13 protein-coding genes are annotated in these 13,221 nt (G+C 70.6%); 9 read left to right on the top strand and 4 right to left on the bottom strand.

The features are described 5' to 3' along the window. Positions 1 to 22 precede the first annotated feature (22 nt). On the bottom strand, positions 23 to 709 hold the full coding sequence (locus ABIC29_RS14800) for a trimeric intracellular cation channel family protein (RefSeq protein ID WP_354246564.1): 687 nt from the start codon (positions 707 to 709) through the stop codon (positions 23 to 25). Between the two features lie 84 nt (positions 710 to 793). On the opposite strand from ABIC29_RS14800, the gene recO reads away from it, so the two are divergent. Beyond that, positions 794 to 1,534 (top strand): DNA repair protein RecO, encoded by a 741-nt coding sequence (gene recO, locus ABIC29_RS14795; RefSeq protein WP_116085012.1) that lies wholly within the window; start codon positions 794 to 796, stop codon positions 1,532 to 1,534. After that, the gene (locus ABIC29_RS14790) at positions 1,531 to 2,340 is read left to right on the top strand and encodes an isoprenyl transferase (protein WP_116085010.1); all 810 of its coding nucleotides are present in this window, start codon (positions 1,531 to 1,533) and stop codon (positions 2,338 to 2,340) included. Before recO ends, ABIC29_RS14790 begins: the two co-directional genes overlap by 4 nt. A gap of 66 nt (positions 2,341 to 2,406) precedes the next feature. Here the strand turns inward: ABIC29_RS14790 and ABIC29_RS14785 are convergent, their stop codons facing one another. Together ABIC29_RS14785 and ABIC29_RS14780 are read right to left on the bottom strand one after the other, a co-directional pair. Then, the gene (locus ABIC29_RS14785) at positions 2,407 to 3,318 is read right to left on the bottom strand and encodes a serine hydrolase (protein ID WP_116085008.1); all 912 of its coding nucleotides are present in this window, start codon (positions 3,316 to 3,318) and stop codon (positions 2,407 to 2,409) included. Beyond that, complete coding sequence (locus ABIC29_RS14780) at positions 3,308 to 4,216, bottom strand: LysR family transcriptional regulator (protein ID WP_116085005.1); 909 nt, start codon at positions 4,214 to 4,216, stop codon at positions 3,308 to 3,310. Before ABIC29_RS14780 ends, ABIC29_RS14785 begins: the two co-directional genes overlap by 11 nt. 74 nt (positions 4,217 to 4,290) lie before the next feature. On the opposite strand from ABIC29_RS14780, the gene bla reads away from it, so the two are divergent. The 3 genes from bla to ABIC29_RS14765 all read left to right on the top strand — a co-directional run bounded on the left by bla (position 4,291) and on the right by ABIC29_RS14765 (position 6,192). Further along, on the top strand, positions 4,291 to 5,268 hold the full coding sequence (bla, locus tag ABIC29_RS14775; RefSeq protein ID WP_354246558.1) for a class A beta-lactamase: 978 nt from the start codon (positions 4,291 to 4,293) through the stop codon (positions 5,266 to 5,268). 112 nt (positions 5,269 to 5,380) lie between these two features. Beyond that, positions 5,381 to 6,037, top strand: a complete 657-nt coding sequence (locus ABIC29_RS14770) for a DsbA family oxidoreductase (RefSeq protein ID WP_116085476.1) — start codon at positions 5,381 to 5,383, stop codon at positions 6,035 to 6,037. After that, a complete protein-coding gene (locus tag ABIC29_RS14765; RefSeq protein ID WP_354246555.1) occupies positions 6,034 to 6,192 on the top strand; it encodes a hypothetical protein in 159 nt (52 codons plus the stop codon). Before ABIC29_RS14770 ends, ABIC29_RS14765 begins: the two co-directional genes overlap by 4 nt. Positions 6,193 to 6,249: 57 nt before the next feature. Here ABIC29_RS14765 and ABIC29_RS14760 read toward each other — a convergent pair whose 3' ends face one another. Next, the gene (locus ABIC29_RS14760; RefSeq protein ID WP_116085473.1) at positions 6,250 to 6,729 is read right to left on the bottom strand and encodes an aminoacyl-tRNA deacylase; all 480 of its coding nucleotides are present in this window, start codon (positions 6,727 to 6,729) and stop codon (positions 6,250 to 6,252) included. A gap of 92 nt (positions 6,730 to 6,821) precedes the next feature. Here ABIC29_RS14760 and dusB point away from each other — a divergent pair, with 92 nt between their 5' ends. From dusB to ABIC29_RS14740, 4 genes are all read left to right on the top strand, one after another. Next, on the top strand, positions 6,822 to 7,979 hold the full coding sequence (gene dusB / locus ABIC29_RS14755) for a tRNA dihydrouridine synthase DusB (RefSeq protein WP_354246552.1): 1,158 nt from the start codon (positions 6,822 to 6,824) through the stop codon (positions 7,977 to 7,979). 1 nt (position 7,980) lies between these two features. Next, the gene (locus tag ABIC29_RS14750; protein ID WP_354246549.1) at positions 7,981 to 9,240 is read left to right on the top strand and encodes a deoxyguanosinetriphosphate triphosphohydrolase; all 1,260 of its coding nucleotides are present in this window, start codon (positions 7,981 to 7,983) and stop codon (positions 9,238 to 9,240) included. A gap of 70 nt (positions 9,241 to 9,310) precedes the next feature. Next, positions 9,311 to 11,233, top strand: coding sequence for a DNA primase (dnaG, locus tag ABIC29_RS14745; protein ID WP_116084995.1), 1,923 nt, complete (start codon positions 9,311 to 9,313; stop codon positions 11,231 to 11,233). Positions 11,234 to 11,543: 310 nt separating this feature from the next. After that, positions 11,544 to 13,169 carry an ABC transporter substrate-binding protein gene (locus ABIC29_RS14740; RefSeq protein WP_116084992.1) on the top strand — a complete coding sequence of 542 codons (1,626 nt, stop codon included), beginning with the start codon at positions 11,544 to 11,546 and terminating at the stop codon, positions 13,167 to 13,169. The last annotated feature ends 52 nt before the right edge of the window (positions 13,170 to 13,221 follow it).

Genomic DNA, 13,221 nt, shown 5'->3' with positions numbered 1-13,221 from the left:
CCAGGCGAAGGCCGCCGCCGTCTCAGTCGCGGATGATCGGCAGCATGCCGGTCTCGGTCGCGACCTTTCGTCGGTAGAGCATGCGCTGTTCGGGCAGCGAGACATCGAAGATGACCGCGAGCCACCTGATGACCGCCGTGACCGCCACGCAGACGATCCCGGCGATGAACAGCGGCACGTCGAAGAGGTGCAGCACCACGAGCACGATGCACCCGGCTCCCGCCGCGACGGCGTAGAGCGACCCGACATGCATGATCGAGATGGGCAGGCCCATGAGCATGTCCCTGAGCACGCCGCCGCCGACCGCCGCGGCGACGCCCACGAACACGGCCGGGAGGATCGGCAGGCCGAGGCCGAGGGCCTTCGACGTGCCGAACGCGCCGAACATGCCGATGACGATGGCATCGAGGCCGACGATGACGCTGTTGATCCGGGCGAGCGCTCCGGCCAGGAGCATGCCGAGGAGTGCGGCCGCGACCGCGACGACGAGGTACCAGTTGCTCTGCAGGGCTCTCAGGGGCTGATCGAGCAGCAGGTCGCGGATCATGCCGCCGCCGAATCCCATCACGATGCCGACGAGGGCGACGCCGAGCAGGTCGAGCCGGCGTTGGCCGCGGAACCCCGATGCGAACAGGGCGCCTTGGACGCCGCCGAGTCCGACCGCGGTGAGATCGAGCCACAGGGGGATGAAGAACTGCTGGGTTTCCACGAGGCAAGTGAACCAGAGCGGATGCCGCGTGCCGGCCATCCGCGCGGTGCGCCGTGCCGTGGGCGGCGGGTGGGAGAATGAAGGGTGCCCGTCTACCGAGATGAAGCCGTCGTGCTGCGCACCCACAAGCTGGGTGAGGCCGACCGCATCCTCACGCTCCTCACGCGACGGCACGGCAAGATCCGCGCGGTCGCGAAGGGCGTTCGGCGAACCGGGTCGAAGTTCGGCGCCCGCCTCGAGCCGTTCATGGTCGCCGACCTGCAGCTCTACGAGGGCCGCACGCTCGACGTCGTGACGCAGGCCGAGTCGCTCGGCTCCTACGGCGCCGAGATCAGCGCCGACTACGCGGCCTACACGGCGGCGAGCGCGATGGTCGAGGCGGCCGACAAGCTCACCGAGTCCGAGGGTTCGCTGCAGCAGTACCTGCTGCTCGTCGGCGCGCTGCGTTCGCTCGCGCGCGGCGAGCACGGCGCGACGCTCACCCTCGACTCGTACCTGCTCCGGGCGCTCGCACTGGCCGGCTGGGCGCCGAGCTTCGAGGACTGCTCGCGGTGCGGACGCCCGGGCGAGCACACGGCCGTCGTCGTGCAGCTCGGCGGCGTCGTCTGCGACGAGGAGTGCGCGCCGCCCGGCACGCCCCGCATCGCCCGGTCGACCGTCGCACTGCTCGGCGCCCTCCTCGCCGGCGACTGGGCGTTCGTCGACGCCTCGGCCGCCGGCGACCGCAACCAGGCCAGCGGCATCGTCGCCGCCTACACCCAGTGGCACCTCGAACGGGGACTCCGTTCGCTGCCGCACGTCTCGAGGGAACCCAGCGCACCGTGACCCCAAAGCCCTACACGCACCGCGACGCCGTCGCCTACCGCCCGCTCGACTGGACCGGCGTGCACCCGCCCGCCTACCCGAAGGGTGCGGTGCCGAATCACGTCGCGATCGTCATGGACGGCAACGGCCGCTGGGCGAACCGGCGTGGGCTGACGCGCATCGAGGGCCACAAGGCCGGTGAGGCGGCGCTGCTCGACGTCGTCGCCGGCGCGATCCAGGCCGGGGTCAAGCACCTCTCGGTCTACGCGTTCTCGACCGAGAACTGGAAGCGCAGCCCCGACGAGGTCCGCTTCCTCATGGGCTACAACCGCGACGTGCTGCACCGTCGGCGCGACCAGCTCAACGAGTGGGGCGTCCGCATCCGATGGGCTGGTCGAAAGCCCCGCCTCTGGGCCTCCGTCATCAACGAGCTGCAGTTCGCCGAGCGCCTGACCGCCGGCAACGACACCCTGACCCTCACGATGTGCGTGAACTACGGCGGACGCAACGAGATCACCGACGCCGTTCGCTCCATCGCCGACGACGTGGCGGCCGGTCGCCTGAAGCCGTCGGCGGTGTCGGAACGGCTCATCTCCAAGCGCCTCTACGTGCCCGAGATGCCCGACGTCGACCTCTTCGTGCGCAGCTCGGGCGAGCAGCGCACCTCGAACTTCCTGCTCTGGCAGTCGGCGTACGCCGAGATGGTGTTCCTCGACCGGCTCTGGCCCGACTTCTCGCGCACCGACCTCTGGCAGGCCATCGAGCTCTACGCGTCGCGCAACCGCCGCTTCGGCGGGGCGATCGACACCCCGACGGCCTCCGAGTAGGCCGCGGGCCGAGCGGCTCGCGCGCACGGCATCGGCCGCAGACCGGACGCCCGCCCGCGGCATCCGCTATCTGGCCGTCCTGGAGGCCCGAACCTGGTCGTGCAGGAGCCGGGCCGCGTGGCCGAGCGCCTGCTCCGCCCCCGGCTGGACGCGCGCGGGCACCGACGACTCGCTGAGCACCGCGATGGCGATTCGCGCGCCATCGGCATGCTCGAGCACGCCGACCTCGTGGCGGAGGTGCAGGAACGTGCCGGTCTTGGAGTACCACGCCGCGTCGTCGGACTCGAGATCTGGTGCGAGACGGTGGCGCATCAGGTTCATCCCGAGCAGGCGCTTGATCTGCGCGTGCTCGTTCGCCAGCCCCGGGTCGGTCCACAGGCGTTCGAGGAGGTCGACGGTCGCCCGGGAGGTTCCCGCGTTGGCGTGGGTGACGTCGAGCTGGGGGATCAGGTGGCCGCCGCCGCGGGTCGACGCCTGGATGGCGAGCGCGAGCGCCTGCGGCAGCTCATCGGGCTCGAGGCGACTCGCGAGGGTCTCGTGCAGGTCCTGGATCGAGTGCCGCACCGTGACCTGGGCGATGCCGAGCTCGCGCAGGAGCGCGGTGACCTCAGCGGGCGGGCAGCGCTCGAAGAGGGCATCGGCGGCCGTGTCGTCACTCACGCAGATCGCGAGGTAGAGCAGGTCCTCGACGGCCACCCGCGACGGATGCTCGAACCGGCAGAGCCCGGTGAGGCCGGGCGTCCTGCCGGCCGGATCGAGCGGCACGGGTTCGGCGAGGTCGATCGCCCCGGCATCGGCCGCGCGCAGCACCGCGAGTGCGAGGGGCAGTTTCACGACCGAGGCGAGCGGGTACGCGGCATCCGGATCGATCGAGAGCTCGCGGCCAGAGCCGAGGTCGCGCACCGTGATCGAGGCGGTCAGGCCCGCGTCCTCGAGGGCCTGCTCGGCGTCGCGCAGCACGGCTCGGTCAGGACGCACGATGCTCCGTCGGTGCGTCGGTGCCGAGCAGGTCGGGCAGCAGCGAGCCGGTCGCGTCGAGGAAGCGCCCCGCGAGGTCGCCGTCCCGGTGCACGAGCGTGTAGCCGCGCCTGAGGTGCAGGTCGCCGAGCGGATGCCACGCGAGATCGGCTCCGGTCGCCTCCGCGCGCGTGCACAGCACGAGGTCCCCGTCGGCGATGGCCCGTGCGATCGCGGTCACGAGCGACGTCGCGAGGCGCAGGTGGCCCGCGGCGAGGCCTGCGCCGTTCCGCACGCGTTCGAGCCGATCGCGCACGTTCGGCACGTCGTCCTCGGGTTGCAGCCAGAGTCGGCGTCGCTCGGGCGTGCCGCGTCTCGGACGCAGCTCGGCGAGGTAGAACGGTTCCTCGCCGGTGTCCGCGCCGCGGGCGAAGCCGACCCCGAGCGGCGTCGACCAGTCGGCTCGGTCGGGCTCGACGTGCTGCAGCGCGAGCTGCGCGCGCCCGGCGCTCATCCACTCGGCGCGTTCGCGCGGGGCGCCCTCGAGCAGCTCGACCGTGAGCGATCGGTCGGCCGCCGCGGCGCACACGCGGGCCGCCGCCGCGGGGGAGAGGTGGCGCGGCACGGCGAGGGTGATCGGCAGTGAGCGGGCATGGTCGGCGTCGTCGGCGAACTCCTGTGCGGCGACGACGAGCCGCGTCGCGCCGGGGAGCACGCTCCGGCCGAACGGGGTCAATGCCACGCGTCGCGACGAACGTTCGAACAGGCGGGCGCCGAGATGGTTCTCGAGCGCGGCGATGCGGCGACTCGCGACGGATTGGGTGACTCCGGTGCCCATCGCGCCGGCCGTGAAGCTCTCGCGCTCGGCCACGGAGACGAAGGCCTCGCAGGCCGACAGGAGGTCGAAGTTGCGGGGCATGGATGCGATTCTGGCATGAATAGGGGGATTGCGTGCTTTGCCTGCATGCATCGACGGACGCAAGACTGCCAGCCATGCATTCGACACCTGAATCCGCACGTGAATCCGCACCTGAATCGGCGCTCGACACCGCCGGCCTGTCCCGCCGGTCGCTGCTGGCCTTCGGCGGCGCGGCGACCGCCGGTATCGCCGCCTCCGTGCTCGCGTCGGCACCCGCGCAGGCCGCGTCCGGCGCCGGCCGCGCGAACGGGGCATCCGGTGCAGACCACGGGCGGATGACGCGCGACCTGCACGACCTCGAGCGCGCGACCTCGGTCACGATCGGCGTCCACGCCGTGGGCCACGGCGACCGTCGTGCCTTCCGCTACCGGGGTGCCGACGTGTTCCCGATGTGCTCGCTGTTCAAGGTGCTCGCCGCCGCGGCGCTCGTGCGCGACCGCGGGTACGACGAGGGCTACTGGGCGACGCCGATCCCGTTCACCGATGCCGACATCGTGCGCGACTCGCTCGTGCTCGCCACGCTGCAGCCCCAGCAGGCGACGCCGGGGCAACTCGCCGACGCGGCCCTGCGCTACAGCGACAACACCGCGGGCAACCTGCTGCTGCGCGAGCTCGGCGGCCCGGCGGCGATCACGTCGTTCGCCGCCTCGCTCGGTGCGAACCGCACGCGCCTCGACCGCTGGGAGCCCGAGCTCAACGACGCCGTGCCTGGCGACGTGCGCGACACGACCACCCCCGACGACATCGCCCTGCTCTACGCGGCCCTGCTGCTCGAGGACGCCGCGGGCGTGCTCGCCTCCTCGCGGCTGCGCGAGTGGATGCTCCGCAACACGACCTCCGGTGCGCGGATGCGCGCAGGGCTCACCGCCCCCTACGAGCTGGCCGACAAGACCGGCGGCGGCGAGTACGGCGTGGTCAACGACGCGGGCGTGCTCTGGCGAGGAGGACGAGACCCGCTGACCCTCGTCATCCTGACCCGCACCGATCGCCCCGATGCCGTGCGCAACAACGAGGTGATCGCCGAGGCCACGCGGATCGTGGTCGGCCGCTGACGTGGTGCGTCCGGGCGTCGCTCGGGTTCTGCCCGGGCGTCGCCCGGCCGCTCGGGGGCCGCTGCGTCGGACGGCGGGAATACCGATGCATCCGCATCGGTTGTCCCTCACCGTGAGTGAACCCATCAAGATCGACATCTGGTCCGACATCGCCTGCCCGTGGTGCTACATCGGCAAGCGCCACCTCGAGGCCGGCCTCGAAGCCCTCGGCGCGGACGCCCCCGATGTCGAGATCGAGTACCACTCGTTCGAGCTCTCGCCCGACACCCCGCTCGACTTCGAGGGGTCGACGGTCGAGTACCTGGCCGATCGCAAGGGCATGCCCGTCGAGCGCGTCGAGCAGATGCTCGAGCACGTCACGGGCGTCGCGGCGAATGCCGGACTCGAGTACCACTTCGAGAAGGTCGCGCACACGAAGACGCTGAAGGCGCACGAGCTCCTCCACTTCGCGAAGGCGAACGGCAAGCAGCTCGAGCTGAAGGAGCGCCTGCTCAAGGCGTACTTCGTCGAGGGCGGACGCGTGAACCGCATCGACGAGCTCGTCGGCTACGCGGTGGAGGTCGGCCTCGACGCCGACGCCGCGCGCGACGCGCTCGAATCCGGCCGGTACGCATCCGACGTGCAGGCCGACATCGCGCAGGCCGGCGCATACGGCATCAACGGGGTGCCGTTCTTCGTGATCGACGGCAAGTACGGCATCTCGGGCGCACAGCCGGCCGAGGTGTTCTCGCAGGCGATCGCGCAGGTCTCCGGCGAGCGCGTCGCGTGAGCGCGGTCGACGCGACCGTGGGCGGCACCGAGCTCGCGGCGGCCTCCACGACGTCGGTGACGGATGCCGCGACGTCGCCGTTCACGATGGTCACGGGCGATCCGTCGGCCATGGTGTGCGAGGGCGACGTCTGCTTCATCCCGTCGGTCGAGTAGTCGCGAGCGCCGTCTCGAGACCTGCGGGACGGCCCGAGCTCGAGCCTCGGTGCGGCGCTACTCGGGGTCGCTGAGGTCGGCGACGACCGCGTCGAACGCCTCGATGAGTCGGTCGGCATCGACGAACAGGCTCCGGCCGTGCTCGCCGGCGCCCATCGACACCCGTCGGCCGACGACGGACTCGTCGATGTAGACGGGCCACGGCGTGGTCGACCCGAGCGGCGTGATCGTGCCGCGCTCGTAGCCGGTCGCCGCGAGCGCGAGCGACGCGTCGGGCAGTTGCAGCTTGTTGACGCCGACGAGTGCGCGCAGCTTCGGCCACGAGATCTTGCGGCCGCCCGGAACGAGGGCGAAGAGGTAGGTGTCGTCGCTGCGCTTGACGACGAGCGACTTCACGATGTCGGCCGGCGTGATGCCGAGCAGTTCGGCGGCCTCCTCGAGGCTGCGGGCCGCCGGGCGTTCGATGATCTCGACGTCGAGACCTCTCGCCGTGGCATCCGCCTGCACGCGTTCGGAACCCGAGATCGTCTCGCCCATGTCGTCCTCCACAGCTCGCCTGATGGAGATCCTAGGCTGGCCGGAACCACCGGAGGACGGGATGTCGCAGGATTCTGGGAGAATCGACGGTGATGTCTCTCACTTCCACGACTCCCGCAGGCCCGCTGACCATCGGCGGCCTCGAACTCGACGTGCCCGTCGTGCTCGCTCCGATGGCCGGCATCACGAACACGGCGTTCCGGCGGCTCTGCCGCGAGTTCGGGGCCGGTCTCTACGTCTCCGAGATGATCACCTCGCGCGCGCTCGTCGAACGCACGCCGGAGTCGATGCGCCTCATCACGCACCACGAGTCCGAGACGCCCCGCTCGATCCAGCTCTACGGGGTCGATCCGAAGACGGTCTCCGAGGCGGTCACGATGCTCGTCGCCGAAGATCGGGCCGATCACATCGACCTGAACTTCGGATGCCCCGTGCCCAAGGTCACGCGCAAGGGCGGCGGAGCCGCCCTCCCATGGAAGAGCGGGTTGTTCCGCGACATCGTCGAGGGTGCGGTGAAGGCCGCGGGCGACATCCCGCTCACCATCAAGATGCGCAAGGGCATCGACGCCGACCACCTCACCTACCTCGAGGCCGGGCGCATCGCCGAGGGCGCCGGCGTCGCGTCCATCGCGTTGCACGCCCGCACGGCGGCCGAGTTCTACTCGGGCCACGCCGACTGGGCGGCCATCGGGCGCCTCAAAGAGACCGTCACGAGCGTTCCCGTGCTCGGCAACGGCGACATCTGGTCGGCCGACGATGCGCTTCGCATGGTCGCCGAGACCGGCTGCGACGGCGTGGTCGTCGGTCGCGGATGCCTCGGCCGGCCATGGCTCTTCGGCGACCTCGCGGCGGCGTTCCGCGGCGAGTCGCAGAGCTTCCACCCCTCGCTCGGTCAGGTCGCGCAGACCTTCCGGCGCCACGCCGAACTGCTCACCGAGTTCTTCGACAGCGAAGAGCGCGGCTGCCGCGACATCCGCAAGCACGTCGCCTGGTACTTCAAGGGCTACCCGGTCGGCGGCGACTTGCGAGCCAGGCTCGCGACCGTCGAGTCGCTCTCGCAGCTCGACGACCTGCTCGGCACGCTCGACTGGTCGATGCCGTACCCGGGCGAGGGCGCCGAGGGTCCGCGCGGCCGCGCAGGCACTCCGAAGAAGCCCGCCCTGCCCGACGGCTGGCTCGACTCCCAGCAGCTCGCGGGCCACGATCGCACGACCCTCGTCGACGCCGAGCTCGACACGAGCGGCGGCTGAGGTGGCGTCCGAGCGACTCTTCGGCGGCTACCACGACGTCGACACCGAGCGCCAGCATCCCGAAGAGCACACGAACCGCCGCAGCGACTTCGCGCGCGACCGTGCCCGCCTGCTGCACTCCAGCGCGCTGCGGCGCCTCGCGGCCAAGACGCAGGTCCTGAGCCCCACCGCCGGACTCGACTTCGCGCGCAACCGGCTCACGCATTCGCTCGAGGTCGCGCAGGTGGGTCGCGAGCTCGCCTCCTCGCTCGGCCTCGATCCCGACGTCGTCGACACCGCGTGCCTCGCGCACGACCTCGGGCATCCGCCGTTCGGCCACAACGGCGAGAAGGCACTCAACGTCTGGGCCGCCGACATCGGCGGGTTCGAGGGCAACGCGCAGACCCTCCGCATCCTCACGAGGCTCGAGCCGAAGGTGTTCGGCGCCGACGGCCGCGGCTACGGGCTGAACCTCACGCGTGCGAGCCTCGACGCGAGCTGCAAATACCCGTGGCCGGAGGCGACCTCGGTGGCCGATCCGAGCGGTCGCGCGAAGTTCGGCTTCTATCGCGACGACCTCGAGGTCTTCACGTGGCTGCGCCGCGGCGCACCCGAGCGCCGACTCTGCATCGAAGCCCAGGTCATGGATCTCTCCGACGACATCGCCTACTCCGTGCACGACTTCGAAGACGCGATCGTCAACGGCTACATCGACGTCGCGAGCCTCGGCGAGCGCGTCGACCACGACGCCCTCGTCACGTCCATGTACGCGTGGATCGGCGGTGCGTTCTCCCACGACGAGCTCATCGCCGCCTTCGACCGGCTCGACTCGCTCGACGGCTGGATGGACTCCTGGAGCGGCAGCAGGCGCGACCAGGCGCAACTCAAGAACCTCACGAGCCAGCTGATCGGCCGGTTCGCGCGGGCGGCGACCGAGGCCACGCGTTCGGCGTTCCCGTTGGCCAGCCTCATCCGGTTCGATGCCGACGTCGTCGTGTCGCGCGAGGTGCAGGCCGAGATCGCCGTGCTCAAGGGCATCGTCGCGGCGTTCGTGATGTCCCGCAACAGCCGGCAGCCCATCTACACGCAGCAGCGCGAGGTGCTCATCGAACTCGCCGACGCGCTCTTCGCGACGGGCGACCGCGATCTCGACCCCGGATTCGCCGAGGACTGGACCGCGGCATCCGACGACGTCGCGCGTCGACGCGTCATCGTCGATCAGGTCGCGAGCCTGACCGACCAGTCCGCACTCGCGTGGCACGAGCGAGTCGTGCGCCGGTGACGCGTCCCGCGGCGCATCGGGTCGGGGCGAACCGGCCGAAGGCCGCTCCCGGCGATCTAGGATGAGAGCCATGGCCGGCCGTATTCGACAGAGTGACGTCGATGAGGTGAAGGCCCGAACGAACATCGCCGATATCGTCGGCGATCACGTGAGCCTGAAGTCCGCCGGCGTCGGCTCCATGAAGGGCCTCTGCCCCTTCCACGACGAGCGAAGCCCGAGCTTCCACGTCAGGCCCGCACTCGGCTACTACCACTGCTTCGGCTGCGGCGAATCGGGCGACGCGTACACGTTCCTGCAGCGCATGGACCACGTCTCGTTCACCGAGGCGGTCGAGCGGCTCGCCGGCCGCCTCGGCTACGAACTGCACTACGAGGACGGCGGGCAGGCGAGCGACCACGGCAACCGTGCTCGGCTCCTCGCCGCGAATCAGGCGGCCTCGGAGTTCTTCACCGAGCAGCTCGGAACGAGCGAGGCCGAGGTCGGCCGCCGGTTCCTCGGCGAGCGCGGCTTCGACGCCGAGGCGGCGCGCCGGTTCGGCGTCGGCTTCGCGCCGAAGAGCTGGGACGCCCTGACCAACCACCTCAAGGGCAGGGGCTTCTCGACCGAAGAGCTCTCCGCGTCGGGGCTCGTCTCGCAGGGCGATCGCGGCGTCTACGACCGCTTCCGCGGTCGCCTCGTGTGGCCCATCCGCGACGTGACCGGGCAGACCGTCGGGTTCGGCGCGCGGCGCCTGCTCGACGACGACAACGGCCCGAAGTACCTGAACACCCCCGAGACCGCGGTCTACCACAAGGCCCAGGTGCTCTACGGGCTCGACCTGGCCAAGCGCGAGATCTCGAAGTCCCATCGGGTCGTCGTCGTCGAGGGCTACACCGACGTCATGGCCTGCCATCTCGCGGGCGTCACGACCGCGATCGCCACCTGCGGCACCTCCTTCGGCGTCGACCACATCAAGGTGCTCCGTCGCGTGCTCGGCGACGACTCGGGCGTCGGCGAGGTCGTCTTCACGTTCGACGGCGACGCCGCCGGCCAGCAGGCCGCGATGCGCGCGTTCGCCGAGGAGCAGCGGTTCGCCGCGCAGACCTTCGTCGCCGTCGCGCCCGACGGGCTCGACCCGTGCGACCTGCGTCTCGCGCGGGGCGATGCCGCGGTCCGCTCGCTCGTCGAGTCGCGCACGCCGCTGTTCGAGTTCGTGCTCAGGCACACGGTCGAGCGGTACGACCTCGAGACCGTCGAGGGCCGGGTCGCGGCGCTCCGCGCGGCGGCCCCCGTGATCGCCGACATCCGTGATCCGGCGATGCGCCCGGGCTACACGCGCGAACTCGCGCGCATGCTCGGCGTCGAGCTCGGCGAGGCGAGCCGCGCGGTGCGCCAGGCCCAGTCGCGTCCGCGCGACGCGGGCGCTCGCGGCACCGGGCGCGACGGCGGTCCTCGCGAAGCCGCGAACGGTGCGGAGCGGCAGAACGGCGGCAGGCCCGCGCCCGACACGAGTGCGCAGGCGCCCGCTGCACCCGAGCGGCCCTTCTCCATCGTCGACCTGCCGAACGACCCGGCGACGCGGCTCGAGCGCGATGCGCTGCAGGCGATGCTGCAGTATCCCGCCGAGGTCGGCGACGACCTCCTGCGTCACGCCCTCGACTGCCGGTTCACGAACGCGTCCCTCGCGGTCGTCCGCGACGGCATCGCCTCCGTGCTCGCGTCGGGCGACCCGCTCCTCCGCGTCGACCGGGTCGTCGCCGAGGTCCCGGCACCCTTCGCGGGCGTCGTGCACCAGCTGGCTGTCGCTCCGATTCCCCAGCGAGGCAATGCCGAGCTGAACGTCTACGTGCAGGGCGTCGTGAGCGCCCTCATCGATCGCGAGCTGCTGCGGCAGAAGTCCGAGCTCCTCGGGCGCCTGCAGCGCACCGACCGCGCCGATGTCGAGACGTACGCGGCGCTGCAGCGCGGCCTCGTCGAGCTCGAGCGCGAACGACGCGCGCTGCGCGGGGACTGAACGACCTCGACCGTCCGCTCTGCGCGTCGCAGCGACCGGTGCCCCGACCGGTGTCGCGACCGGTGTCGCGACCGGCCCGTGCGCGCGAGCGGCGGCGCCGTCGCCGTGCACCCGGCCGCGACATCCGGAACCCGTCTCGACCGGCGAAACAACGACTCGATCACGGTGACGTTGCAGATCGATAAACATTCGCGCTCCACCGTCGCAGACCCTGCGGCGTTCGCGGCGCCGTGTGCTACTCATGGGGAATACGCACACGCGACGCGGTTCTTCCGCGCCCGCGTTTCCTGACAGGAAGAGGTAGACGGATATGTCATCCGCATCCACGAACCGGCGCCGCTCGCTCCTCACGGTCGCCGGCGTCTCGGTCGCAGCGCTCGCACTGGCCGGTTGCACCGCCTCCGGCGGCGAAGAGACCGGCGGCACACTGACCATCGGCACGACCGAGCAGGTCACGGCACTCGACCCCGCCGGCTCGTACGACAACGGCTCGTTCGCCGTGATGAACCAGGTGTACCCGTTCCTCATGAACACGCCGTACGGCAGCCCCGACGTCGAGCCCGACATCGCGGAGTCGGCCGAGTTCACGTCGCCGACCGAGTACACGGTCAAGCTGAAGTCCGGCCTGAAGTTCGCCAACGGCAACGACCTGACGGCATCCGACGTGAAGTTCACGTTCGACCGCCAGACGGCGATCGCCGACGAGAACGGCCCGTCGTCGCTGCTCTACAACCTCGAGTCCACCGAGGCCGTCGACGACACGACCGTCGTCTTCCACCTGCTCAGCGAGAACGACCAGATCTTCCCGCAGATCCTGTCGAGCCCGGTCGGCCCGATCGTCGACGAGGACGTCTTCTCGCCCGACTCGCTGACCTCCGACGACGACATCGTCAAGGGCAACGCGTTCGCCGGCCAGTACGTCATCACGAGCTACGACTTCAACAACCTGATCTCGTACAAGGCCAACGCCGACTACGACGGCCTCCTGGGTGCGGCGAAGACCGACACGGTCAACGTGAAGTACTACACGGATGCCTCGAACCTGAAGCTCGACGTTCAGGAAGGCAACATCGACGTCGCGAACCGCACGCTGAGCGCGACCGACATCGAGGACCTCCGCGGCAACGACAAGGTGAAGGTCGTCGACGGCCCCGGCGGCGAGATCCGCTACCTCGTCTTCAACTTCAACACCATGCCGTTCGGTGCGACCACCCCCGAGGCCGACCCGGCCAAGGCGCTGGCCGTGCGCCAGGCGATCGCCGACCTCATCGACCGCGACGCGATCTCCGAGGACGTCTACAAGGGCACGTTCACGCCGCTCTACTCGTACGTTCCCGAGGGCCTGACCGGCGCGAACGAGGCGCTCAAGGGCCTCTACGGCGACGGCAACGGTGCGCCCGACGCCGACAAGGCGGCCGCGCGACTCGAAGAGGCCGGCGTCACGACGCCGCTCGACATCTCGATCCAGTACGTGGCCGAGCGCTACGGACCGTCCTCGAGCGACGAGTACGCGATCATCAAGGAGAACCTCGAGGAGAGCGGCCTGTTCACGGTCGACCTGCAGTCCACCGAGTGGGTCCAGTACTCCAAGGACCGCGTCGCCGACCTGTACCCGGCCTACCAGCTCGGTTGGTTCCCCGACTACTCCGACGCCGACAACTACCTCACCCCGTTCTTCCTCACGGAGAACTTCCTGTCGAACCACTACGACAACCCCGAGGTGAACGACCTGATCCTCGAGCAGGCGGTCACGGCCGACCCGGCTGCGCGTGAGGCGCTCATCGGCGAGATCCAGGACAAGGTCGCGGCCGACCTGTCCACGATCCCGTACATGCAGGGCGCGCAGGTCGCGGTCGTCGGTGCGGATGTCGAAGGCACCGAGGACACCCTCGACGCGTCGTTCAAGTTCCGCTACGCCGCGCTTTCGAAGGGCTGATCCGACCGTCTAGGCTCGGTTGAAGCTCGACGACGGGGACGACTCGCAACCA

It is taken from the genome of Agromyces sp. PvR057 (genome assembly GCF_040547485.1).
In the GTDB taxonomy this organism is placed as follows: Bacteria; Actinomycetota; Actinomycetes; order Actinomycetales; family Microbacteriaceae; genus Agromyces.
Note: the sequence above shows the minus strand (reverse complement) of the source record. Positions and strands in the feature narration are given on the sequence as shown.

What these genes read in the sequence shown, in the direction of transcription:
- ABIC29_RS14780 (WP_116085005.1), bottom strand. Translation starts at nt 4,216, where the DNA reads ATGCCCCGCAACTTCGACCTCCTGTCGGCCTGCGAGGCCTTCGTCTCC.
- bla (WP_354246558.1), top strand. Translation starts at nt 4,291, where the DNA reads ATGCATTCGACACCTGAATCCGCACGTGAATCCGCACCTGAATCGGCG.
- ABIC29_RS14760 (WP_116085473.1), bottom strand. Translation starts at nt 6,729, where the DNA reads ATGGGCGAGACGATCTCGGGTTCCGAACGCGTGCAGGCGGATGCCACG.
- dusB (WP_354246552.1), top strand. Translation starts at nt 6,822, where the DNA reads ATGTCTCTCACTTCCACGACTCCCGCAGGCCCGCTGACCATCGGCGGC.
- dnaG (WP_116084995.1), top strand. Translation starts at nt 9,311, where the DNA reads ATGGCCGGCCGTATTCGACAGAGTGACGTCGATGAGGTGAAGGCCCGA.
- ABIC29_RS14740 (WP_116084992.1), top strand. Translation starts at nt 11,544, where the DNA reads ATGTCATCCGCATCCACGAACCGGCGCCGCTCGCTCCTCACGGTCGCC.